The 23,788-nt window shown below is 46.9% G+C and carries 20 protein-coding genes and 1 pseudogene; 13 read left to right on the top strand and 8 right to left on the bottom strand.

What is annotated here, in order from left to right; translation table 11 throughout:
• Positions 1 to 18: 18 nt before the first annotated feature.
• The 10 genes from ON006_RS06115 (at position 19) to ON006_RS06075 (ending at position 13,288) form a co-directional block, all read left to right on the top strand.
• Positions 19 to 1,419, top strand: coding sequence for a Gfo/Idh/MocA family protein (locus ON006_RS06115; RefSeq protein WP_244819367.1), 1,401 nt, complete (start codon positions 19 to 21; stop codon positions 1,417 to 1,419).
• Between the two features lie 229 nt (positions 1,420 to 1,648).
• Complete coding sequence (locus tag ON006_RS06110) at positions 1,649 to 2,230, top strand: RNA polymerase sigma factor (protein ID WP_244819368.1); 582 nt, start codon at positions 1,649 to 1,651, stop codon at positions 2,228 to 2,230.
• A gap of 79 nt (positions 2,231 to 2,309) precedes the next feature.
• Positions 2,310 to 3,395 carry a FecR family protein gene (locus ON006_RS06105; protein ID WP_244819369.1) on the top strand — a complete coding sequence of 362 codons (1,086 nt, stop codon included), beginning with the start codon at positions 2,310 to 2,312 and terminating at the stop codon, positions 3,393 to 3,395.
• Positions 3,396 to 3,589: 194 nt separating this feature from the next.
• Entirely contained in the window at positions 3,590 to 7,036 is a 3,447-nt protein-coding gene (locus tag ON006_RS06100; protein ID WP_244819370.1) for a TonB-dependent receptor, read from the top strand.
• Positions 7,037 to 7,056: 20 nt separating this feature from the next.
• Positions 7,057 to 8,898, top strand: a complete 1,842-nt coding sequence (locus tag ON006_RS06095; protein ID WP_244819371.1) for a RagB/SusD family nutrient uptake outer membrane protein — start codon at positions 7,057 to 7,059, stop codon at positions 8,896 to 8,898.
• A 48-nt stretch (positions 8,899 to 8,946) separates the two neighbouring features.
• Complete coding sequence (locus ON006_RS06090) at positions 8,947 to 10,263, top strand: IPT/TIG domain-containing protein (protein ID WP_244819372.1); 1,317 nt, start codon at positions 8,947 to 8,949, stop codon at positions 10,261 to 10,263.
• A gap of 84 nt (positions 10,264 to 10,347) precedes the next feature.
• The gene (locus tag ON006_RS06085) at positions 10,348 to 11,883 is read left to right on the top strand and encodes a right-handed parallel beta-helix repeat-containing protein (protein ID WP_244819373.1); all 1,536 of its coding nucleotides are present in this window, start codon (positions 10,348 to 10,350) and stop codon (positions 11,881 to 11,883) included.
• A 115-nt stretch (positions 11,884 to 11,998) separates the two neighbouring features.
• Entirely contained in the window at positions 11,999 to 12,640 is a 642-nt protein-coding gene (locus tag ON006_RS06080; protein ID WP_244819374.1) for a flavodoxin family protein, read from the top strand.
• Between the two features lie 83 nt (positions 12,641 to 12,723).
• Positions 12,724 to 12,978 carry an HD domain-containing protein gene (locus tag ON006_RS32290; RefSeq protein ID WP_374761299.1) on the top strand — a complete coding sequence of 85 codons (255 nt, stop codon included), beginning with the start codon at positions 12,724 to 12,726 and terminating at the stop codon, positions 12,976 to 12,978.
• The gene (locus ON006_RS06075) at positions 12,959 to 13,288 is read left to right on the top strand and encodes a hypothetical protein (protein WP_267609965.1); all 330 of its coding nucleotides are present in this window, start codon (positions 12,959 to 12,961) and stop codon (positions 13,286 to 13,288) included. Before ON006_RS32290 ends, ON006_RS06075 begins: the two co-directional genes overlap by 20 nt.
• 12 nt (positions 13,289 to 13,300) lie before the next feature.
• Here ON006_RS06075 and ON006_RS06070 read toward each other — a convergent pair whose 3' ends face one another.
• Positions 13,301 to 13,906, bottom strand: a complete 606-nt coding sequence (locus ON006_RS06070) for a hypothetical protein (protein WP_244819376.1) — start codon at positions 13,904 to 13,906, stop codon at positions 13,301 to 13,303.
• 38 nt (positions 13,907 to 13,944) lie between these two features.
• Between ON006_RS06070 and ON006_RS06065 the strand changes: the two genes are divergently transcribed.
• Together ON006_RS06065 and ON006_RS06060 are read left to right on the top strand one after the other, a co-directional pair.
• Positions 13,945 to 14,223: a hypothetical protein gene (locus ON006_RS06065; RefSeq protein WP_244819377.1), complete on the top strand. Its 279-nt coding sequence runs from the start codon at positions 13,945 to 13,947 to the stop codon at positions 14,221 to 14,223.
• A 91-nt stretch (positions 14,224 to 14,314) separates the two neighbouring features.
• Positions 14,315 to 14,788: a response regulator gene (locus ON006_RS06060; protein ID WP_244819378.1), complete on the top strand. Its 474-nt coding sequence runs from the start codon at positions 14,315 to 14,317 to the stop codon at positions 14,786 to 14,788.
• On the opposite strand, the gene ON006_RS06055 is transcribed toward ON006_RS06060, so the two are convergent.
• Entirely contained in the window at positions 14,785 to 14,931 is a 147-nt protein-coding gene (locus ON006_RS06055) for a response regulator (RefSeq protein ID WP_244819379.1), read from the bottom strand. The two genes, ON006_RS06060 and ON006_RS06055, sit on opposite strands and share 4 nt — an antisense overlap.
• Before the next feature lie 61 nt (positions 14,932 to 14,992).
• On the opposite strand from ON006_RS06055, the gene ON006_RS06050 reads away from it, so the two are divergent.
• The gene (locus ON006_RS06050) at positions 14,993 to 15,256 is read left to right on the top strand and encodes an SWEET family sugar transporter (protein WP_244819380.1); all 264 of its coding nucleotides are present in this window, start codon (positions 14,993 to 14,995) and stop codon (positions 15,254 to 15,256) included.
• A 17-nt stretch (positions 15,257 to 15,273) separates the two neighbouring features.
• On the opposite strand, the gene ON006_RS06045 is transcribed toward ON006_RS06050, so the two are convergent.
• The 6 genes and pseudogenes from ON006_RS06045 to ON006_RS06025 all read right to left on the bottom strand — a co-directional run bounded on the left by ON006_RS06045 (position 15,274) and on the right by ON006_RS06025 (position 23,699).
• Positions 15,274 to 15,522: a hypothetical protein gene (locus ON006_RS06045; protein ID WP_244819381.1), complete on the bottom strand. Its 249-nt coding sequence runs from the start codon at positions 15,520 to 15,522 to the stop codon at positions 15,274 to 15,276.
• A 947-nt stretch (positions 15,523 to 16,469) separates the two neighbouring features.
• Positions 16,470 to 16,604, bottom strand: a complete 135-nt coding sequence (locus ON006_RS06040; protein WP_255772820.1) for a hypothetical protein — start codon at positions 16,602 to 16,604, stop codon at positions 16,470 to 16,472.
• Positions 16,588 to 16,635, bottom strand: a pseudogene (locus tag ON006_RS32285) (hypothetical protein); the annotation flags it as partial. The gene ON006_RS06040 and the pseudogene ON006_RS32285, both read right to left, overlap by 17 nt.
• 76 nt (positions 16,636 to 16,711) lie before the next feature.
• Positions 16,712 to 18,937, bottom strand: a complete 2,226-nt coding sequence (locus ON006_RS06035) for a ligand-binding sensor domain-containing protein (RefSeq protein WP_244819382.1) — start codon at positions 18,935 to 18,937, stop codon at positions 16,712 to 16,714.
• 141 nt (positions 18,938 to 19,078) lie between these two features.
• Complete coding sequence (locus ON006_RS06030; RefSeq protein ID WP_244819383.1) at positions 19,079 to 21,391, bottom strand: glycoside hydrolase family 44 protein; 2,313 nt, start codon at positions 21,389 to 21,391, stop codon at positions 19,079 to 19,081.
• 178 nt (positions 21,392 to 21,569) lie between these two features.
• A complete protein-coding gene (locus ON006_RS06025) occupies positions 21,570 to 23,699 on the bottom strand; it encodes a glycoside hydrolase family 44 protein (protein WP_244819384.1) in 2,130 nt (709 codons plus the stop codon).
• Positions 23,700 to 23,788 lie beyond the last annotated feature (89 nt).

The following is a 23,788-nucleotide window of genomic DNA, read 5'->3' as shown; positions in this document are numbered from 1 at the left end:
ACCTTTACTACCATAACAATGAAATCTGATCAAGAACGCAGAAGTTTTCTAAAAAAGGGTCTGCTTGGCGGTATGAGCCTTTATGGTTTTTCAAAAAATCAGCAGCCTGATGCCCCTGACTACGATAACATTCCTGGTTTTCATTCCCCTCCCGCAGTGGGCAAATCAGTTATTGACTTAAAAGTAGCGCCAATTAAGCAGGTAAAAGTGGGGTTAATCGGCATTGGCGCCCGCGGAAGTGGTCATGTCATGCAGTTTGCATCTCTGTTTCCTGACAAAGCCAAGGTTACCGCCGTTTGCGACATCCAGCCTGACCGCGCGGACAAGGCCGTAGCAAAACTGAAAGCCAAAGGACAGGATGCGGTTGCTTATTCTGGCAAGGTCGATTCCTGGAAAGAGATGGTAAAACGCGATGACATTGACCTGGTTGTCATTGCAACGCCGTGGAGAGATCACGTACCGATGGCGGTGTATGCTATGAAACAAGGCAAGCACGTGGTTATAGAAGTGCCTGCGGCACTGACCCTGGAAGAGTGTTGGCAGTTGGTCAATACTGCCGAGGAAACCCAGCGCAACTGCATGATGATGGAGAATGTGTGCTATGGTGACGAAGAACTCTGGCTGCTCAATATGGTACAGCAGGAAGTTTTCGGAACGCTGACCTATGCGGAAGCGGCTTACATACACAACCTGAACGACTATTTACTGGATACAAAAGGCTATTACGATTTCTGGCGATTGAAAGAGAACATTGCACACGATGGAAACCTATATCCAATGCACGGATTGGGGCCTGTTGCGCAGTACCTTGATATCCTCCGCGGCGACCGTTTTGAGCATATCGTATCGATGAGCAGCCTGGAAGCAGCGCTCTCTGAAAGTATCAAGAAACTACCTTCCGATCACCCTTATGCCAATTTTAAAGGTACCATTCATAAAGGCGATATGAACACTTCTCTGATCAAAACAAACAAGGGAAGAATGATTACGCTCAAACACGATGTGGTATCACCAAGGGCGTACGACCGTATCAATTCGCTTGCAGGTACACATGCCTACCACGAAGGTTATCCAAGCCGGCTGTCCGTTCTGGGCAAAGGCCACGATTTCCTCAAAGAAGCAGATTACAGCGAATATAAAAGCAAATACAAACACCCTATTTGGGATAAGCTCAAAAAGGAAATAGAAGTCAACGGAGGACACGGCGGGATGGATTTCGTGCTCATTTACCGGATCATCGACAGCCTCAATAACGGACGGCCCATGGATATGGATGTATATGACGCAGCTACCTGGTGCTCGGTGATACCATTGTCGGAAGTCTCTGTCAAAAAAGGAAATGCGCCGGTCAAATTCCCTGACTTTACCAGGGGAGCATGGCAGAAAAAAAGAGAGCTCAATATCATGACAAGTCTTTAATTGTTGTCGCCACATAGTCGCACAGATAATGTTGTTTAACCCGGGCTGTGTGCTGTGTGGCGTTCTTTTGCCCAGCGCCTCTCAAAAAAAATTTTATTTCGGATAAATTTTCTTTGTCATTTTTATATTTTGCAAAAGAAGCAATTGACAAAGAAAATTTGCTGTATTTGAGAATTTCTATGGCTTCACAGTCATTTTCTGGTAATTTGCACGATCCAACCTGTGAGATATGTCTTTGTACAGCTATGATGATCGACAACTTTGGCAAACCTATTTAAGCGGAGACAATCACGCTTTGGGAATCCTGGCTGAACGCTATTATCGTACCCTGAGACGTTATGGATTAAAATTCGGTGTGGATGCCTCCGTTGCCGAGGATTGTATTCAGGACCTTTTTCTGGAACTGGGCCAAAATCGCCACCGGATCAACGACACCAATTCAGTCAAATTCTACCTTCTTAAAGCCCTCAGAAACAACGTCCTGCAATACCTCCGATACCAGCAGCGCTTTCTGGGCAACGATCAGGACTGGATGCCTGAACTTCCCGATTACATCAATGCCGAAGCACTGCTCATTGAAAAAGAGACGCTTTCGGACTCCTTGTTTCAACTAAAAACTTTGATGGAAACCTTGCCCAAAAGGGAACGGGAAGTGCTTTATCTGCGCTACTACGAGAATCTGAGCGTTGCAGAGATTTCCGAAATCATGGGTATCAACCGACAGTCCGTTTCCAATTTCCTTCAAAAGGCTTTAAGCAAGCTTCGCACCAAATGGCTTGTGACCATGGTTCTGTATCTGAATATTTTTTAATTTTTTTCTTCTTTTTAGGGTATATCGGTAGTTCTCATTCATAATATCAATGTGAACATTTAATACCGGTATCAAACTCATGTTATACCCTGATTTTCAAAGTGTGGACGACTTCCTTGCTAGCGACCGATTCAGGGCCTGGGTGAAAGGAGAATGTCCGGATGATAAGTTACTCTGGCAAAACTGGATGGCTTTAAATCCTGAAAAAATTCAGCTTTACGAAATGGCCGTGGCTACTTTTTTAATGATCGAAGGCCATACCGACGATATTTCGCAAAGTTACGTGAATGACAAAGTGCGATCCATCATTGCCCGCATTGAAGAAACTCCTGTATCCCCCACCGTTTCATTTACCAGCTATTGGAAATGGCTTGCCGCAGCTGTTGTCATTATTGGCCTTGGTATGGGATGGCTCAACTGGAAAAAAAATCGATCCGATCAGGATGTTGTAAGCCATGTGCAATCCGGGGTTCCGGCTGAAACATGGCAATTCCAATCCAATGAAAAGAAAGAGCCGCTGCTGATTAACCTGCCTGACGGGTCTTCGGTTTTGCTTTCCATGGGAAGCCGTGTGCGCTATAAAAACGTGATGGATAGCGCCCGGCGAGAGCTGTATCTGGAAGGGGAAGGCTTCTTTGAAATTTCCAAAAATCCTGACCGCCCGTTTTTCGTGTATACCAATGGGTTGACGACCAAAGTCCTTGGCACCAGCTTTCAGGTAAGGGCTTTTGATAAAGAATCTGAGGTTAGCGTTGCTGTAAAAACGGGGAAAGTAATGGTGATGTCCGGCTCAGGTAAAGAGCCCTCAGGATCAGAGAAGACATTTACACTTCTTCCAAATGAAGCAATCAGCCTCAATAAAGAAAATGAAAAATATGTCAAAAAGGTGCTTAACACGAAATTGGCATCAGCCGAAATGCCCCAGATACCAAAACCGCGTTTCGAATTTCGCTTCACGCCTATATCAGAGGTATTCGCAGAGCTGGAAAAGGCTTACAATGTGGTCATTGAATATGACAAACAAAGAATGCGTAACTGCACGCTTACTGCAACACTTACCGACGAGCCTTTTATAGATAAACTAAGGCTAATCTGCATCGGCACCGAATCAACTTTTGAGATACAAAACAACAAGATTATTATTGACAGCAAAGGATGTCCCTAAACTTAACCCACCTAAACACCTGACTATGAAATAAAAAAACTCTATTCACCTCATAAAATAAAAAAGCGGCAGTGCTACCAACACCACCGCAGAATTTACCAGCATTTGTGATTGTCGTCTCAAAATTCCCTCCAAGGAGGGGCTGGATTTATTTTGCCAATCCATTTCAAAAGATTTACAAAACGAACAAAAATATGCAAATAAAGTTATCTAACCGAGAGGTCGTACTCAGGATTATGAAATTCACGTGCCTACAAAGTGTGATTGCAATTTTGCTCATTAATCTGAGCTGGGCGAATAGTGGGAAAGCGCAAGAAATTCTCAGTCGCAAAGTAAGCATTTCGGCTCAAAATGAGGACATTGAATCGGTGGTCGGACAACTGGAAAAGTCCGCGCGCATTCAATTTCTTTATAGCCGGGAAATAGTATCTTCCAAAAGGAAGGTGTCTGTTTATGCCAGAAATGAGACGTTAGAGAGAGTCCTCAATAACCTTCTGACACCATTGAAGCTTGACTATGAAGTAGTGGGCCAACAGATCGTATTAAAACGAAACAATACCGCCTCCTTATTTCCGCAGATACGGCTGGACGCCTATAAAACAGTGGTGGCAATGGCTGACATCAAAGGCCAGGTCAAAGATGAAACAGGGATGTCGCTGCCCGGCGTGAGTATCCTCATCAAAGGCACCACCACCGGTACCACCACCGACATCAATGGAAAGTACACCATCATGGCTGCGGAAAACTCCACCCTTGTTTTTTCCTATGTCGGCTTTCAATCCCAGGAAATAGCCGTGAGCAGCCATTCCACGCTGGATATCACGCTAAAAGCAGATACTAAAAACCTGGAAGAAGCTGTGGTAGTAGGTTATGGGACCCAGCGTAAAATAAGTGTTACCGGATCAGTAGCGTCCGTCAACATGGAAGACATGAAAACGCCCGTACGCTCGCTGAGCAATGCGCTCGCGGGGAAAGTTGCGGGCGTCATTTCCATGCAAAGCGGTGGCGGCGAGCCTGGTTACGACAATCCGAACTTTACCATTCGCGGTATCGGGACTTTTACCGGTAGTACTTCGCCACTGATCATCGTGGACGGGGTACAGCGCGAAGACGTCAACAGTACTTACGGCGGCGCTTTCAACAACATTGATCCTGAGGACATTGCCAGTATCTCATTGCTAAAAGACGCCTCAGCAACAGCTGTCTATGGGGCCAAAGGTGCAAACGGCGTTTTGATCATTACCACCAAAAGAGGCTCGTCGGGTAAACCCAAGATTTCGGTAAAAGTAGAATCGGGTGTATCCGGGTTGACTAAAATCCCAAAAATGCTTGAAGGAGTGCAATGGATGCGGTTGTATAATGAAGCGCGGGTGAATGGCGGGGAAAATCCGGTTTACAGTGAAGAAACCATTCAAAAAACGGCCAGCGGCCTGGATCCATATCTATATCCTAATGTGAACTGGACCGAAACGATCTATAAAAATCTTGCGACCATGTATAATGCCAACATCAATGTAAGTGGTGGTGGCGATGCGATGAAATACTATGTTTCGATGTCATTTTATGATCAGGAAGGTCAGTATAAAGTCAGTCAGGACAATGGCTATAACCCGAACCTGAACTTCAAAAGATACGATTTCAGAAGTAATGTGGATATCAATGTCAGCAAAAGTACAGTGCTCTCATTGAACCTGGCGGCCATGCTCGTCAACAGCCGTTATCCCGGAAATTCCGCAGGCGATATCTGGTACTCGGCTTTTGCCACCAATCCGATCTCATTCCCTGTAAAATATGCCGACGGAAAATTCGCAGGTCCGCGAAACAACGGCGGAAGTAACCCCTTTAATCTGGTTCAAAACGCAGGATACAGCACAGAGTTCAAGCCTTCCATACAATCTGTTTTTACACTGAGCCAGAACCTGGGCATGATCACCAAAGGACTGAGCGCTACCGGACGATTCTCATTTGATTCCTATGGAGAATTCGGCACATCCAGAACCGGCACCAACGATCTGTGGTATGCAGGCTCGCGCGGAGCTGACGGAAATCTGATTTTCGAACAGGTCCGGACGGGCTCCACTTATCTGGGCTACTCGTCGTATTCTTCGGGTGAGCGAATTATGTACCTGGAAGGGAATATTGCTTACGATTATGCTGTTTCCGATCACAATTTTGGGGGCTTGCTGGTCTACAACATGCGCAACAGGGTTATCGGTACAGCCGGATCGCTGAAATCGTCGATCCCCTACCGCTCTCAAAATATAGCAGGAAGGGTTACTTATGCCTATAAGGAAAAATACCTGGCCGAGGTCAATGCAGGTTATACAGGCTCTGAAAATTTTCAAAAAGGAAACCGGTTCGGATTTTTCCCGGCGGCTTCCATCGGCTGGGTGGTCTCCAATGAACAATTCTTCAAATCATTAAAAAGCAGCATTCCTTTATTTAAGCTCCGGCTTTCGCGTGGTGTCACTGGTAATGATCAGATTGGCGGCGGCGACCGGTTCGGATACCTGACTTACATTGACGGAGCCAACGGAGCATCTTTCGGATTGGGTCCCAACAACTATGGCGGTATTGCTGAAAGTGTGATCGGGGCGCAAAACCTGAGATGGGAAAAGTCCTTGAAAGACAACCTTGGCATCGAATTGGGGCTGTTTAATAAATTCAACGTCGTTGTCGACGTCTTTAAAGATCAGAGAAAAGACATCCTGATCAACCGTAGTTCCATTTCACCGATTGCCGGATACAGCAGCCTGCAGATTTATGCCAATATGGGCGAAATGGTCAACAAAGGCATTGACGGAAGCGTAGAGTACAACGACCGTTTCGGAAAAGACGGAACGCTGCGGCTCTTCGGAAACCTGACTTATGCGAAGAACACTGTCCTTTTTGCTGACGAGCCCAGACGCACTTATGCATACCAGCAATGGGCGGGACATTCGGCAACTGAAAAAACAGGATTCGAACATCAGGGACTATTTGTAAACCAGGAAGATATCAATGCAAGCCCCGGCCAGTTCCGGGCAGTCAATCCCGGGGATATCAAATATTCGGATCTGAGCGGCGACGGAATGATCAATGACAATGACTGGAAATATCTCAACAAATCCTCGTTCCCAAAATGGTCCTATGGATTTGGCTTTGCCACAGGTTATCGAAAATTCGACCTGTCCGTTCTTTTTCAGGGCGTGGCTGATGTTGCGATCATGGCCAACGGCGGCGGCGTATCAGGCGGCAACAATGGCGCCTCCGGCGTAGGGGTAGTCCCTTTTGCAGGCATGGGGCAATATCCTGCCAATGTACTGGCCAACATTGAAAGCCGATGGACAGAAGAGGATCCAAGACAGGATGTTGATTATCCCAGACTCAGCATCACAAATCTGAGCGACAACAATTTTCGTAGCAGTACCTGGTGGCTGAAAGATGGCAGTTTCTGCCGACTCAAACAGGCCAGCCTTGGATACACCATTGTGACAAGCAACTTGAAAAAAGCTGGCTTTCAAAATGTGCAGCTCTATTTGTCAGCAACCAATTTGCTGACCTTTTCCAAGTTTAAAACCTGGGACCCGGAACTTGGGGACAATGGTGCCAAATACCCCTACGCACGGACGATCACGCTTGGAATAAGAACGAGTCTTTAATAATCTAAAAAGAGAATCTCATGAAGATCAATCATAAACTTTTTCAACTTTTGACCACCTTGTGCCTGCTGATTGCGATTTCTTCCTGCGATTACCTGGACCAGCAGCCCGACAACCTGCTGACCGGAGATCAGATCTGGCAGACAAGAGCAAATGCAGAAGCCTATTTGCATAACATTTACTCTTATATCCAGGCAGGTGGCGACGGTGGCGACTACCGGTGCATGGGCGTTACCGATGAATCATCGGTCAATATCGCAACCGTCAACGCCCGCCAGATCGTAAGCGGGAACTGGAGTGCGGCCAGCTGGTATTATTATACCTGGGGCGATTACTATACCGGCATCCGAAAGTCGTTCATCTTTGAAGACAATGTGGACAGGGTCCCCTCCGAGCTTTTGAGTGATGAGCTCAAAAAGCAATATAAATCCGAAGTGCTGTTTCTGCGCGGATGGTTTTACTGGAAAATATTACAGCAGTACGGACCTTTCGTAAAACTGACAGGCGTCCTAAGCCAGGACGAAGACTTTAACCAATATCCCCGCGCGCCCTTTGAAGAATGTGTGGCCCATATCAATGAATTAATGGATTTGGCAGCTGCAAACTTACCACTTCAATGGTCATCATCGAGTAACTACGGAAGGCCGACACAAGGTGCCTGTCTGGCTGTAAAAGCACAAATGGCGATTCTTGCAGCCAGTCCATTGTGGAATGGTAACCCGGCTTTTTCGGCTTTCAAAAACCCTGACGGAACCAGTTTGGCCCCACTAAGTTATGATGCAAACAAATGGAAGACAGCAGCCGATGCTGCAAAAGCAGTTATTGAATCAGGAGCTTACCGTTTATATACCAATTTGGATTCCGGAGACGACACATTTGACCCATACCTTTCAGTCCGCAATATATTTCTGACGACCTGGAACAACGAAATCATATTTGGTAAAACCAACTGGTCAAGATGGGGATTTACAAAATGTGCTTCCCCGGGCCCTGGCGGCTATAATATGTACAATGCAACACAAAATCTGGTGGATGCATTCTCTACCAGCAATGGACGAACCATCAACGACGCCAAGTCGGGATATGTGGAAAGCGGGTTTTCCATGGCGGACGGAACCAAATACTGGGAGCATAAAAAAGGGCAATGGAACATGTATGCCAACAGAGAACCGCGCTTTTACGCCTACATCCAATACAACGGACGGCCGGTACTACCTGCCCCGACCACAGATGACAAAAACTATTACTCCTCCCCTTCCAATGCAGACGGTACCGGTAAAATAGAGCTTTATTATACTGGGAAATCAGGACAAAAATCGGCCGGTAGCAACAACATTACAGGTTACGACGCATTGAAACGGATTAGTCCCAACGATAATATCCGCTATGACGCATCTTCTTATCAAGGGCCGTATATATTAATGCGTTACGCAGAGATCCTGCTCAACTATGTGGAAGCGCTCAACGAGTACGATCCCACTAATGCAGACATCGTGCGCTATCTGAATCTGGTGCGTGAACGTGCAGGCCTTCCGGGCATTGATAAGGTATATCCTGAGGCAGTGGGAAATAAAGAACGGATGAGGGAATTTATTCTTCGCGAAAGGCAGGTTGAATTGTGTTTTGAAGACGATAGGTACAACACGCTGGTCAGGAGATTATTACTTGGCAAACCGGAGTATCAGACTATCTATTCCATGAATGTCAATGCTGACGACCGCGGGGCAGGGTTTTCCTTCACCGGATTTTATACCCGCACCTTATTTCAAAAACGTACCTGGAATGATAAAATGTACCTTTTCCCAATCCAGCAGACGGATATCGAAAGAGACCGGGCGTTGGTACAGAATCCGGGCTGGTAAACACAAACAGACATTCTGAATTTCTGATATAGAACCAAAACATTTAAAATGATGGTAAATTATAAGTCAATTAGACTGATTGTAAAATATTGTCTGGCCATAGCCTTTCTGGCCAGCTGCGAAGAAGATCCTTTCGAGCACAACCCTTCCGCACCGATCAAGATCGAAAGCTTTTTACCCGCTCAGGGAAGCGGTGGCACCGAAATCCTGATCAACGGAAGCAACTTTTCGATCGATACATCGCAGATGCATGTCACGATCAACAATGTCCCCCTTAAAATCGTGGGCACAAATGGTAACCAGGTAATGGCCGTCGTCCCCAAAAGCGTTGGCTCAGGGCCATTGGTGGTTACAATTGGCACCAATACCGTTACAAGCACCGACATTTTCACATACAATTATACCCGGACAGTTTCCACACTGGCGGGTTCGGGAAAGGCCGGTTTCGCCAATGGAAAGGGAGCCGATGCCATGTTTAATTTCTCGGGAGAGCTCTGGTACAGAAGCTCAGGAATTGTGGTAGACGATAAACTGAATGTATTCGTAGCCGATCCGGGAAACCACTGCATCCGCAAAATTGATAGCCTGGGGAATGTAACAACCCTGGCCGGTGATCCTGGCAGTTCCGGCTATGCGGACGGTAAAGGCGCAGCAGCCAAGTTTTCAATCCCATATTCTCTCACCATTGACACCCAGGGCAACCTGTACTCGGTTGACCCTGGCAATGGGGATATTCGTCAGATAACGCCGGACGGCACTTGCACGACATGGGCAATGGCAAATCAGGAGCCGTGGAGTATCGCTTTTGACAAGGTCTCAGGGTTTGTTTATTATTCAAGCTGCAGTCCCTCGGGAAATATTTATCCGGTTACTGCTAAGGGCGTTACCGGCAAACCGATTGTATCTGGCTTGACCTACCCGGCAGGACTTGGTTTTGATCCGGCAGGAAATCTTTACGTATCGATGAATGGAGAGCAGGTGGTACGCAAATTCACGGCTGGCACCTGGGAAAACAATATCATTGCCGGCAAGCTTGGCGTGTCCGGATATGCAAATGGAGCAGGTAATGTCGCCCGATTTTCCAGTCCCTGGGGATTGGCGGTAGACTCAAATTCAAACATATACATTGCAGGAAATGGCACCTGGGATGGAGGTTCCTACAATAGCGATCAAAGTATCCGCCTGATCCAGCCCGACAACTGGCTGGTAAGCACGCTTGCCGGGTCAGCAAGTGCTGGTTATGCGGATGCCGTCGGAGAAGCTGCTGCTTTCAGCGCCCCGACCGGCGTAGCAGTAGACAAAAACGGAACCGTATATGTGCTCGACAAAATAAACAACCGCGTCAGAAAGATTGTATCGGAATAAATATGATTTAAAATAGCCCGGACAGATGTAAGCTTTTACCGGCAAACATCCGTCCGGGCTTGTCAACATCACAGCCTATCCCCAATGTTAGTTAGAATATTTTCCTTCTTTTTTGTTATCAGTTTACTTTCCTGCAAAAAACCACGCACGGTATACCCGAAAGTAGAAGCTTCCAGCCGGGCTGTATACTACGTTTCACCTTCGGGAAATGACTCGGAAGCAGGAACGATTAGCGCTCCGTTTCAAAGTATTAATAAAGCACTGAACGTGGCTGCTCCGGGAGACACTGTTTTTGTCAGAAAGGGAGCGTTTCATGAGAAAATAATATTTCCAAAATCCGGCCGGCCAGGAAAATACGTCACACTCAAAGCCTTTCCCGGTGAAGCGCCCGCCATTGACGGGACCGGATTGACGGTAACCGGAAAAGACGCGCTGGTGATGATCAGAAATGTGAACTATATCATACTGGAAGGGTTCACGATTTCAAATTTCAAAAGTTCGGCTCCATGGGTGGATGTCAATGGCATCATTGTGGACGGAACTTCCGCACATATTACCATTCGTAAAAACAAGGTCTTCAACATTGAGAACAATGCCGCGGCGGCAGACGGCAGAAGCGGCCACGGCATAGAAGTAAGAGGAAATACTAATACGGCCATCACCGATATTCTAATTGAGGAAAACGAGATCCACGATTGCAATACCGGTTACAGCGAAAATCTTACGATCAACGGACATGTAGACGGCTTTACAATCCGCAAAAACAAAATTTATAACGGTGAAAATATAGGTATCGTGGCGGCTGGGGGCTACGCTGCCAACTCCGTTCCGGCATATAACTTTGCCAAAAACGGCCTGATCAGCGAAAATGAAGTGTATAATTTGGATGGTACCAAAGGCCCGGTACCCGCTTACAGCCAGCACAATGGTGCGATCGGGATTTATGTGGACGGCGCCCGAAATATCATTGTTGAAAGGAATAAAGTACACGATAACGGCAGGGGAATCGGTATTGTAAGCGAAACCAATAACTTCCCGACCAGGGATTGCATTGTCCGTAATAACTTCGTTTATAATAACTCACTAGGTGGTATTTACCTGGGCGGGTATATCGGCTATACCGGAGGCGGCACCCGCAACTGTTATGTGATTAACAACACTACTTTTTTCAATAACCGGGATTTAGGATATTCCGGCGAAATAGAAGGTGAAATCCGGATAACAGCTGACTGCCATGACAATGTGATCCACAACAACATTCTCTACGCCCGGGCAGAGAAAGGTGTTTTTATCAACAAACAAAGTACCGACGGCAGCAATAACAGAATTGACTACAATATTTACTTTTCCACCGGCATCAACAGCTGGTCATGGAACAACATAGCTTACAACAATTTCAGCGCCTGGCAGGCTGCCTGTCAGGATGATGCCTCGTCGCTGGCGGGTATCGATCCCAATTTTATCAATATCAAGCTTCCCGATTTACATATTCTTCCCACATCGCCTGCACGTAATTCAGGAATACTAATCTCGTCTGATATTCAGGGGGATGAAGACATTGATGGCGGCAACAGAGTAATTAACAACCGGATCAGCAGGGGGGCGCATCAGCTTCCCTGATTGCCGGAATCCCATTTCCAGGGAAACAAATTAGCTCGTCTTCAAAAGCTGGAATGCATTTTATGGGTAAAAGTTTCTGCCCACTATCGGGCTGTCAACAAACTATGAAAGAGAAATGAAGGCTATTATCTTACTGGGGACTTTAAAAAGCGAAGGGCTGTCAAACACCGAAACGCTCTGCGATTTTCTGACAGGGTACCTTGAAAAAGAAGGTGTAACCGTCGAAACCGTCAAACTCGTCACCCACAATATTCCGCCAGGAACCTACCTGGATATGGGTGGGCAGGATGGCTGGCCAGCTATTATGAAAAAAATCCAGGCAGCGGACATCATGATCTTTGCCACACCCATCTGGTGGTCCAACCATTCCTCTGAAACCCAGAAAGCTATTGAAAGGCTGGACGAAATCAATGATCAGATTTCGGAAGGGAAGGAATCGCTACTCGCCAATAAAGCGGGCGGCATCGTTGTCACCGGCGATTCGGACGGGGCCCAACACATCATCGGAAGTATCGGCAATTTCTTCAATGCTCTTGGTGTTACGTTACCACCTTATTGCACTCTTTCAGTACTCAGTGCGGCCCATATAAAAGGAGCGAAAACCACAAGGACAAAACTTTTGGCCGAATACGAGAAGGAGTACGCTGAAACCGCCCAAAAGATGGCCAAGGGCCTAGCAGATTTCGCAAAGAATGCCGGCAGAATGGCTCCTGATCGGGAACGCGTTTACTTTCATGGCTGTGAAAATAAGCTTTAACTGGAATTTCGAAATCAGGGATATAGACGCAATTCAATTGCTATTTGTGCCTAATCGATAGTAATCCACGATAAAGTCCTTTCATGAATACAATGCTGAAAAGGGTTTATGACTTTGCCGCCAAAGCCCATCACGGTCAGCGGCGCAAATATGCTCCTGACCCTTACATGGTGCATCCCCGAAGAGTTATGAAAACATGCATACAATTTACAACCGACCATTGTATACATGCAGCAGCGCTTCTACATGATGTACTCGAAGATACGGCAGTAACCCAACTGGAATTGGGCGAGTTTTTGGCAATGACCATGTCCCAAAATGACCATGTCCCAAAATGATGCCAGGCAAACCCTGCGGTACGTCATCGAATTGACCGATGTTTACATTAAAAAGGACTACCCGCAATGGAACCGACGAACGCGAAAATCCAAGGAGCTGGAGCGCCTGACGGGTATATCAGCCAATGCGCAAACCGTCAAGTATGCGGATGTCATAGATAACAGTGTTGAAATCGCAGAGAACGACAAAAGCTTTGCCTATGTTTTATTGAAAGAATACATTCAGATCCTTGCGGCATTGGACAAGGGGAATCCTGAGCTGCATCAAAAAGCGAAACAGGTGGTGTTGGAAGCACTTCGAAAACTGTAAAAAAACTTCTTACTAGCCGATCAACCCGTCGGCAAGAGACTGCCACTGTACTTTTGAAAACACTTTTTGCCCAGCGAAGCTTGTTACTGCATTTCGTACACGGTCCACGACATTGGCCGATTCTTTATTGGTTTCAATGTTGCGGTCGTAAACCGCCGCGGTAACCGTAGTCTGCTCCCTGGTTACGGTGAATGTACTGGTAGACTGGTCTGAATAAAAATGAGCTGTTACTCCCCTACTATCCGGCGCCTGGGTCGGCCGAACACGGATGGCCAGGCTTTGCACTTGTCCAGACTCATATTTACTGATCTCTTCAATTTTCACCCAGTCATACCCCCCGGCCACATCGGTGCCGGGGCCGGGAATATCGATCCGTATCAGCAATCCTTCGCGGGCCGGACCGTCCACCGGGTCACCGTATACGTCGAACAGCCTGAACCGGGCAAGGCTGTCGCTGGCCAGACCTTGCCAGCTATTTACATTCAACAGGCGGCTGCCAGCCACTTCAAATAAACCAATGGCCTCGTCCACCGACGCCAGCTCTTTCTTGCTGCCGACATCAATCCGGCTCCCTTGCTGATTTTCGGGAATGGCTCCCGTATAGTTTTTTGCTTCCATTGTTGCTGTATTAAATTTCAAAATCATAGTTCGGGTAAATGGACGCTTTCAGCCAGATACGGTGTGCTCCGCTCTCCTTTTCGTGCGGACTCACAAACATCCTCAATGATCTGCAAATCCCGGATACCCGTTTCAATGGGCACGCATTCGCTGGATCGATAAATAACTATGCCACAACCGGATGGACGGGCTGGGCGCTGGAACAGCAAACGGGGCGCAAAACGAGACGGACCGGCAAGAGGAGGCTGCCACAATGCGAGCCTGGATACGATTCGGGCAACTTATTTTCCACTCTGAGCATTTATGTCCCCGTGTGATTCGTCCGCAACTCGATCTCTGTGACTGGCACATTTTTTGACTAACGGCGGTAAAAATGCCCCAAACTGGCTAGAAATTCATATGAGTCAAATGGAAATCTATTTGGTAGACGATTCGGCCGACTACCGTTTGCTGGTCAGAACGATCTTCAAACAATTCCTGCCCAACTATCATTTACGGTCGTTCCAGGGTGGGATGGAGCTTTATCAGTTTTTGGTATTGCAATCTTCGCCAGATTACGTGGGCAGACGACCTGCCCTGATTGTGATGAACCTTAAAATGCCGGCAATCGACGGTCTGGAATTACTTAAACTGATCCGCAGAACACCCGACAACATCGTGACCAAATGGAGTACCATTCCTGTGGTCATTCTTACGCACAGTTCCTCAGCCGAAGACATTCAAAGTTGCTATGATGCCGGAGCGAGTTCCTTTATCACAAAGCCTCTCGAATTTGAAGCATTGAAATATCTGCTTGAAACGATATGCCATTACTGGATCGACTACAACCGGTTACCGGTGTTAAGCAGTGCACAAGTCCCCGACTCCTCAGGTAAGCACTAGGGCTTGGGAAGACTCATTGTCCCGGACCAGAAATAACTCAGATTTTCAAAGTAAAACGACCATTTGGTAATGTCCGGGTGTTTGATCACGTAGCCGTTCGCCTGCTTGGCATAAGAGGCTTTTACATCCTCGCGGCTTACCACACTGGTATGGTTTTATAAATTGATTCGCACAAAAAAACCGCTGGCTAAATCGGTCGGAACAATGGAATTTATCGAAGCGCTCGGCCTTCTGGCAGGCATATGTACCTCCTCATCGGTGGTGCCACAGTTGGTAACAACCATCAAGAAGAAAAAGGCAAGTGAAGTCTCTACTACAATGTTCATCGTATTGCTTACCGGCAACGCCTTATGGGTCTATTATGGCATTGACAAGAAAGATATCCCGATCATCTCGACAAATGTTTTCACGATCTGTCTGAACGTTGCCATGCTCTTCCTAAAACACCGCTATAAAAACAACGAATAGCTGTTTAAAGGCCAAGATCACGTTTTGCCTTTGGCATCCCAGTGGTCTTTTAAAATCTGACCGTTTTGATCCCTGATCACAACCCTGACAAATCGCTCACCTCTAATTTGACCCTCTCTGCCCCTTGTTCCAACAAATAGCAATACCGGATTTCCTTCATGATCGGTTTTAAAACTAATGTCATACCGTTCGAATTTCTGGTCTATCATTTCCCCGGGCACATATTTCTTGCTGAGTACTTTAAGCAGCTTCGCTCCGATTTTCATAGGCGTTGTATTATGTAAATAAAATTGAACCATTGTGATAGGACATTGGATTGTATCTGGCCTCGCTTTCCCATTTGGCCGCCAGCTTTTCTTCCCCCAAACGCAAGGCGAGCTTACCCTCCGTGAACCTTTACCGCCTATGTATATGCCTGAACCTCACATAACGCAATGGGGATCACATAGTTTTCCGTTTTGATAAGAGCCCGAATCAAAGCTATTCATCCATCCTTGATTGGTCAGACCGTTTATAAAATCAGGTTCTGCCGTAGAAGATGCCATGACAATCACTGGTTCCTATGCGAATGCATCAACCCGCCCAGCAGTACAACTATGAAAGCACTTAGCTTTTCATAGTTTTCTAATTTTAGTTGGATCAAATTCTAAAAATACTATACCAGAAAACCGCCTTTCCGGTAATTCAAACCACATTGATCATGTCAGTCATTCTCTCCTTTACACAAGGAAATACACATTTTCACCTCCCGAAATTTTAAGGCATTCGGTCGCACAACGTTCACATTCTCGACGCAGCGGCTACATGCTCAGTGTAACTGTTATACTCCCGATTTTGCATAGCAATCTGCATTAAGCTTTCACCTTAGGTTTCCTCATTTAAACCATGTATCCGTAGTATGGGATTCAAAACTCTCAGGCAGACTAATCGCTTGATAATCCGAACGGTTCTGAAAACCCCTCATAAACTTGTCCGACAGCATTAAAATGATCGGTTTGTTCTGTGACAGTCGCCTCGTCGGATAGCGATTGTGTGGCTCTTCAACGACGAGTGTTCATGTTGTGAGCATCTGCCCTTTTTGAGGATTAAAATTCTCATATCAGGGTCTGGTATATTCTTTGATCTCGCCCCAAGAGTGCATACGCTCCGATAGAAATCCAGTTTGCCTTGGAGACAATAGGCTCGGAGGATTTTCGGGGCGGTCTTTTCGTCACTAAGCGACAAGGTGGAAATAACAGGCAGCCTTTCCGGAATGGAAGCAATAGGCGTCCGCTATGATGACGTCCGCTTCTTGGATCACCAGTAGGTCGCCGGAAGCCAGATCGACAGAATCAATCCTGAACCTCATTCTTACCATACTTCAAAAGCCTTTTTGTGGCCTCTTCCTTGCTTAAACCCCGCTGAGCATTACAATGCTCTCAGGGAGCTTGCCAACGGCCATTGTGGCCCATGTAACTATCTGATCGCACCAGCACCGATAACTCCAAGATACCGCCCCATCCAATAGGGCAGCAGGAAGCTATCGCCTGCGCTCAGTTCACTGATCCCGTTCGCTTCACGGTCCAGTTTAAAAAGATTGCGGTTGTGTTTCAGTTCGGGCCGCTCGTCGGGTGGCAGTACTTCTTTGGTTGTCTGCCCCCGGAAATCAGGCGTGATCAGTTCAATGTCCTTTCGGTGACTGTTTTTCACCTGCCACTCCACCATATCAAGCGGAAACTCTTTCAAATACCAGACGGTTTGGGCCAGATCAAAGTCTTTGGCACCAGTCATGCCATAACACAAATTCCAAAGTCCGTCCCTTTCAGGCCTTTCCAGTTCCCAGTGCTGCCGGATGGCAGTTTTGTATTTTTCTTTCAGATCCTTGTCAAACGCATAGGGATATAAGCACCAGTACCCCAGAAAATACATCTCGTCATCAGAATGGTTCCAGTCCGCAGAAAGCATCCTGGCCCAGTCGGCTGAGCCCTTTTCTGCCCGGCCGATATCGGCCATGGGACGAAGCAGGTTTTCGAGATAACCATGCTTTTCCATTAACTCGTAGGCCTTTTGCTTGTATAATTCTTTTCCAGTAAAATGATAGGCTGCCTGTAAAAACCCGATGATATTGGAAGAATTCAATTTGCGGTCACCCACATTGACAGGAAACCCGTTTACATATTCCGGGTTCCATTTGCCCCATAGCGTCGGTTTCCCGTCAAAATCGATCAGGTACCAGTCATTATTAATAATATTGGTCATCAGCTGATCCATGAGGTGGACAGCCCGCTTTTTCACATCACCATCCATTAGCTCGGCCATCAGGGTCAGTGTAAACATCTGGCCTACGGTCTGGTCGCTGCTGGTAGTTCCGCGCCAGTCCCAGTCCTCCCCCTTCGCATGCGTCCAGCCGTTGGTCAGTCCCCCGTCCCAGGCTTTATTGGAAAACTTATGATAACCTCTTCTTTCAAAACCCCTTGCGAAATATCCCTTCATTCCGGTAATGTCAAATAACCGCTCCATCGCTTCGAAAGATTCAATGCAATTATCGAGCGCCTCCTGACTGCCGGTGACCTTGTAGCGAAATAGCTGGCTGACCAAATACATGGAAGTCCATAAATTATCACTGTCGCGCTGCCCCATTTCAAATGTAGAAAGGTCCCCGTGTTTCAGGGTTGAAACATCGCAGTTGAAACCATACCTTATATGCCTCAAACGAACCTGTTTTTCATAGAAAAGCGCCTTTTCTTCCAGCGTCATCGGATCAAAATGTAAATCGCCCAATCCCTTGTTTGTCAGTACGAGAACACGATTACCGTCTCCCGCCGAAATCTGCACGACTTCATTTCCGGGAAACCATCTCTCCCCGAAATAGTAGTTGAATTTGCCATCATCGCGAAGCATAAAAGCGCCCTGGGGAGAACCAAACCACAGTCTGCCCCGAATGACCGAAATGGCTGTCAGGTTTGGAACGGGCAGTTTGTCGACAACTGGTTGAAGGATTCTAAAATTATCCGAGCCAAGAACAAGATATCCATTCTTGGTCCCGACAAATATTTTGTCATTTGCAACGTCAAAGCAAGTCAGGCTTTTTTCATCAAAAACCGTTTTAATGCTCTTATCACCAGCTGATAGCACGCTGATCGAATGCTTCCCAAGCAGCAAAAACCGGTTATTTTGGGGATCGAATTTGATTGCCTTCAATACATCATTTTCAACTTTCGCTTCCGCCACCACCGCACCGAGCCTGAATATCCTGATCTGTTTCCCATCCGAAACAGCACTCATGAAATTAGGGGCGGTACACAAAAGAGATGGTTGCAGCAGCCCGTGCCTGGCAATCCACTTTCCCGCAAACGCATTACTAAAAACCTCTTTATCATCCAGATATACCAATTGATTATCCTGCAAAGCCAGCGCAGCAATGCTTTTTTCAGCTACCGGTTTATAGGATCTGTCCGGTTGCAGCAAACCAGGATATTGAAAAGCGCCCGCCTGCGGTTTCAAAATACCTTTGGATGAAAGGACGGCGACCACCCCATTGCGGTCTTCACAGGCCGCCGCCAGCTTTAATGTACTATCCGACAGATAATATTTGATGCTGTAATCCTGGATGTAAGGCTTGTCTTCATAGATCTGTTGCTGCGCGAAAAGCAAATTAAGAAAGCAGCAGGATGCCAGAATGGACAGCAAAGTTTTTTTCATTTTCGATCAAAGGTTTACAACCAATATACCGTGGCAAACCCATTTGAGGCTATTCAAAAACTGTCGCTGCGGCTCGGAAATATGTAGAATGGCCGTACCGCCGAGTAAATCCTTTGTATATCCGCGTGACACTACCCGGCGTCATCTTTTAAAAACCCTGAAAGATTTCGACCAGTTTATCCCCTTTGCCTTCACCACATATAACCCTGGTCTGAGCGCGGCCCCCAATGTCAACGTATTTGAACCACCCGTATGTTTTATCGTTTCGATCATCCTTCCCGATACGTCAAAAAATACAACTTCAAGTGGCTCGCCGGAATCTGGCACTTCAAGCTTGAAATTGGAGACGAAAGGATTTGGGTAGAATTTAATGTTGACCTGGCTGGATCTATCCGTATCGGGCGTTAATGCACCTTGCCTTCCATTAGGTGCCACCGTGCCGATCGACCACTGTTGGTTTGAGCTGCCACTTGTCTGCCATTGACCCAGGTCCACACCATCCTGTGTTAAGCCCAACCCATCAATATATTGCCCGGTAGCACGGTTTTGAAATTTCACGTAGCTTCCTGCCGCCACTTGTGACCATTGCTGATTGTAACTGCTGCTGCCAGTTTTTTGCACCACAGCTGCTCCATTGGTTGAGCTTCCATTGCCGTCCAGGTACAATCCGGACGCACGGTTCTTTATTTTCACATAACTTCCCGTTGTTTCAAAAGACCATTGCTGTGCCGTGCTGCCGCTGGAATGCCACTGACCCGCAGACGAACCATCTGAAAATCTGTACATCCCATCCATCAACATACCCGTGGCCCGGTTGTTAAAAGTAACATAGGTAACAGAGGGGGCTTTTAGCAGAATAGCAGTCGTTGAAAGCGCGGGGACGGTGATGGTCAGAGAATTGGAATTTACAGAAACCGTGCCTTGCTGCAATGCATTTTGGGTATGCGACACAAAAGTCTCCGTGGACGGTAGTGACGACAGCCGCAACGTTTGGTAACTCCCATCGGCTACATTAAAGTTGCTCAGGTTGATCGTGACCGTTCGCGAAGCGCTCATGTCGCGGTTGACAAGCATTACCGTCAATGAGTCTGCATTTTCGCTGACCGAGGAGTAAGCCGATACCGTATTTTCAAGTGAAGAAGTGCTTGAAACGCTGTATTTCTTCGCATTCCTGCCAAATAGGTGCAATGTTTCCCACATACCAATCGACCAGTTCCATGGCGAAAATAGTTCCACGCCATTGTTGGCAAATGTGCCCAGGTGCGATGCATAAATCACGGATTCAAGACTTGGGTTGCTGCTCGACATCGTACCCCACTCGCTTACACCAGGTGTTATGCCATGGTTTGCGCCAAAATGTTCGGTTAGCCAGCCGTCGACGCGCTTGAAAATATATTGTTTGGTAAGTGAGTTATCCCATCCACCGGTACTTGATTTAATACCGTTTGAACCTGGATAATCATAGGTTTCATCATAGTAGATCCGGTGTCCCTGCAGTGCCTCGGCATCATTGCTATAATAGGGATAGTTGTGAATATCCAGCACATCTACCAGTTTGACACCGGTAGCTTTGTATTCGTCGCCAAGACGTTTGATGAAATACTCGATCCAGGGATAATACCGGCCATTGATGTAAATACTTTCATTGGACCATTTGTACCATTGCCATTCAGAGGTTGTTACCGGCCCGCAAAGCTTGATGCCCGGATATAAAGCTTTCGCTTTCTTCGCCAGCTCAATGTAACGATCGACAAAGGCAGCGGCCGACAGCTGGGTTGGCATGGCCCAATCATGTGTGCCGCTCCATATATCTACCTCGTTGTCCATATTCCAGTAAACAAACTTGTTCTTGTCAAACCCTTTACCATTGGCGCCAAACCAGGAATTAAGGATTGCCACCGAAGAGTCGGCCGGCCAGGGTTTACTGAACAAATTAATGTTTCCGGCAACCAGGGCCGCTCCCGCGGCATCCGGATTAGGTGTACCGCCACCAGCCAAATTTTGATGGTAACCATTCCAGCCCGGGTGGGCCTGCATGTAATCCCAGTCAGGGAAGTTGTTACTGCCGTTGGATGCAACTCTTCCCAATAACTGAAAGGCAAACATACCCTGCATGTTGGAAAAGCTGGTGTTGATCTTCTGTGCATTAACATCCCAATCAGCACCATAAACGTTATTAAACCAGTCGGGATGAACCGCAAGTTTTTGACGCCAGTTGTAAGCTGATGCGTTGTTTCCCCCGTTCATCCGTGCGAACCGTAACCCTGCATCTTTGTAAAATTGCACTGGATGGTCAAGGAAATCATTTTTGCCATAAATGTATGGCGAAATCAGGCGTTTGTTCTGCGTTGCATTGACAGTAATAGTCACGTTCTGCGCAAAGGCGGTGATCGTTGAGCATAGCAATGCCCACCCCAGGCACATTTTGGCCAGGTAAAGTACTCGTTTTCCCATTTTTTAATTCTTTTAGTTAGTTTGCTTTCTCTTTCCTTTTTGAATTATGGGGAGGGTATATTCGGTAAGATTCCGCTGGCCGGAGGGAGGAGCCAGCGGATGTAAGCGGGTTTTTCGAGGGTCAGCGAACCATATCAGGCGACGTCGCAAATGGTAACACCTTGCGCGCCTCTTTTGCTTAATCCACCAGGACCTTAAACGTGTGGAGGCCCAGAGAGATCAGGTAATATCCCTTTGGAAGATGCGAAGTTTCATAGGTACTTGCCGAAAAGTCAGCTTGGTCTTCGATAATGAGCCCTGCCGTATTGCGGACAATCAGATGCCTTTTCGCAGGCGGAAGGTCAAAGTTCAACACTCCTCTCACCGGATTGGGGTAAACGATAGCTTTAATTCCGGATTTATTTTTCACATTGATCGTTTTCGAAAATGTGTATTTGCGATCAAAATCCATCTGTTTCAGCCGATAGTAAGCGTCGCCAAGAGGCTGTCCGTCAATGAACTGATAGTCTACCTGGGCCGACATTGTACCTTTTCCGGCTACGAAACCAATTTTTTCAAACATCACACCATTCAGGCTTCTTTGAACTTCAAACCCTTCGTTATTTACCTCCTCTGCCGTGCTCCAAAGCAATACATTCCCCTCAGAGGAAGCCCTTCCCGAAAAACTGATCAGGTTGACTGGTAAAGTAGTCTCGTTGGCCAGCAGAATGGCAGTGGTTGATAGCGCGGGTACCGTGATGGTCAGTGAGTTTGAATTGACAGCTACGGTGCTTTCCTGCGACGCGTTTTGGGTATGCGATACAAAAGTCTCCGTGGTCGGCAAAGATGCCAGCTGCAAAGTTTTGTAGTTGCCATTGGCAGCATTGAAATTGTTCAGATTGATCGTCACCGTGCGGGAAGCATTCATGTCCCGGTTGATGAGCATCACCGTTAGAGAATCGGCACTTGGGTTTACGGACGAGTAGGCCGACACCATATTTTCATCCGAAGAAGTACTGGAAATGCTGAATTCCTTTGCATTCCTGCTAAACAGGTGCAAGGTTTCCCACATGCCGATCGACCAGTTCCATGGTGAAAACAGTTCAACACCATTGTTGGCAAATGTGCCCAAATGCGAACCATATATCACAGATTCAAGGCTTGGATTGCTGTTCGCCTGCGTTCCCCATTCGCTTACACCGGGTGTTATGCCATGGTTTGGGCCGAAATGTTCGGTTAACCAGTCGTCGATCCGCTTAAAAATATATTGCTTGGTAAGTGAGTTATCCCATCCGCCGGTGCTTGATTTAAGACCGTTTGAACCCGGATAATCATAGTTTTCATCGTAATAAATCCGGTGTCCCTGCAATGCCGCCTCATCACTCCCATTGTACCACGGATAGTTATGAATATCTAAGACGTCTACCAGTTTGATACCGGTTGCCTTATATTCATCGCCAAGGCGTTTGATGAAATACTCCATCCAGGGATAATACCGGCCATCAATCCAAATACTTTCGCTGGACCATTTGTACCATTGCCATTCGGAGGTTGTAACCGGCCCGCAAATCTTAACGTCCGGATTGATCGCTTTCGCCTTCTTCGCTAATTCTATGAAGCGGTCCATAAAGGCAGAGGCCGATATCAACGTTGGCATGGCCCAATCGTGCGTGCCATTCCATATATCTACCTCATTATCCATACTCCAGTACTGGAATTGGTTTTTATTAAGCCCTAAACCACCTGCCCCAAACCAATGATTAAGAATTTCCACCGAAGAGTCGGCTGGCCATGGCTTGCTGAACAAGTCAATGTTTCCATCAACCAGGGCCTGCCCCCCGCCGCTTGTATTAACTTGTCCCCCGCCGGCCAGATTCTGACTAACCCCGGACCACCACTGGGATTGGTTGTACCCCCAGTCATTGAAGTTGTTACTGCCGCTGGATGCAACTCTGCCCAGTAATTGAAAGGCAAACATACCCTGCATGTCGGGAAAGTCGGTGTTAATTTTTTGTGCCAATACATCCCAATTGGCAGGGTAAACATTATTGTACCAGTCGGGATGAACTGCAAGTTTTGCGCGCCAGTTATAAGCTGACGCATTATTACCTCCATTCATCCGCGCGAAGCGCAAACCCGCATCTTTGTAAAATTGCACTGGGTGGTCGAGGAAATCATTTTTTCCATAAATGTTGGGTGAAATCAAGCGCTTATCCTGCGTTGCATTCACTGTTACTGTAACGGCCTGCGCAAATACCGTGTTTGTTGCAAGACACAACAACACCAGAATCAGAGACATTTTGGCCAGATAAAGTACTGGTTTTTTCATTTTCAATTTCTTTAAATTGGTTTGATTTCATTTTTTTCTCTTTATGATTTGAGGAGAGTTATCTGATTTATAAATTCTGCTTAGAGACG

This window comes from Dyadobacter pollutisoli (assembly GCF_026625565.1).
Classification (GTDB): domain Bacteria; phylum Bacteroidota; class Bacteroidia; order Cytophagales; family Spirosomataceae; genus Dyadobacter; species Dyadobacter pollutisoli.
The sequence above is the reverse complement of the archived record's forward strand: the minus strand, read 5'-3'. Positions and strand labels throughout refer to the sequence as shown.

Bases quoted from the DNA above. Each gene is read 5' to 3' on its own strand.
- ON006_RS06115 (WP_244819367.1), top strand. From the start codon at position 19: ATGAAATCTGATCAAGAACGCAGAAGTTTTCTAAAAAAGGGTCTGCTT.
- ON006_RS06110 (WP_244819368.1), top strand. From the start codon at position 1,649: ATGTCTTTGTACAGCTATGATGATCGACAACTTTGGCAAACCTATTTA.
- ON006_RS06105 (WP_244819369.1), top strand. From the start codon at position 2,310: ATGTTATACCCTGATTTTCAAAGTGTGGACGACTTCCTTGCTAGCGAC.
- ON006_RS06100 (WP_244819370.1), top strand. From the start codon at position 3,590: ATGCAAATAAAGTTATCTAACCGAGAGGTCGTACTCAGGATTATGAAA.
- ON006_RS06095 (WP_244819371.1), top strand. From the start codon at position 7,057: ATGAAGATCAATCATAAACTTTTTCAACTTTTGACCACCTTGTGCCTG.
- ON006_RS06090 (WP_244819372.1), top strand. From the start codon at position 8,947: ATGATGGTAAATTATAAGTCAATTAGACTGATTGTAAAATATTGTCTG.
- ON006_RS06085 (WP_244819373.1), top strand. From the start codon at position 10,348: ATGTTAGTTAGAATATTTTCCTTCTTTTTTGTTATCAGTTTACTTTCC.
- ON006_RS06080 (WP_244819374.1), top strand. From the start codon at position 11,999: ATGAAGGCTATTATCTTACTGGGGACTTTAAAAAGCGAAGGGCTGTCA.
- ON006_RS32290 (WP_374761299.1), top strand. From the start codon at position 12,724: ATGAATACAATGCTGAAAAGGGTTTATGACTTTGCCGCCAAAGCCCAT.
- ON006_RS06075 (WP_267609965.1), top strand. From the start codon at position 12,959: ATGACCATGTCCCAAAATGATGCCAGGCAAACCCTGCGGTACGTCATC.
- ON006_RS06070 (WP_244819376.1), bottom strand. From the start codon at position 13,906: ATGGAAGCAAAAAACTATACGGGAGCCATTCCCGAAAATCAGCAAGGG.
- ON006_RS06065 (WP_244819377.1), top strand. From the start codon at position 13,945: ATGGACGCTTTCAGCCAGATACGGTGTGCTCCGCTCTCCTTTTCGTGC.
- ON006_RS06060 (WP_244819378.1), top strand. From the start codon at position 14,315: ATGGAAATCTATTTGGTAGACGATTCGGCCGACTACCGTTTGCTGGTC.
- ON006_RS06050 (WP_244819380.1), top strand. From the start codon at position 14,993: ATGGAATTTATCGAAGCGCTCGGCCTTCTGGCAGGCATATGTACCTCC.
- ON006_RS06045 (WP_244819381.1), bottom strand. From the start codon at position 15,522: ATGAAAATCGGAGCGAAGCTGCTTAAAGTACTCAGCAAGAAATATGTG.
- ON006_RS06040 (WP_255772820.1), bottom strand. From the start codon at position 16,604: ATGAGGTTCAGGATTGATTCTGTCGATCTGGCTTCCGGCGACCTACTG.
- ON006_RS06035 (WP_244819382.1), bottom strand. From the start codon at position 18,937: ATGAAAAAAACTTTGCTGTCCATTCTGGCATCCTGCTGCTTTCTTAAT.
- ON006_RS06030 (WP_244819383.1), bottom strand. From the start codon at position 21,391: ATGGGAAAACGAGTACTTTACCTGGCCAAAATGTGCCTGGGGTGGGCA.
- ON006_RS06025 (WP_244819384.1), bottom strand. From the start codon at position 23,699: ATGAAAAAACCAGTACTTTATCTGGCCAAAATGTCTCTGATTCTGGTG.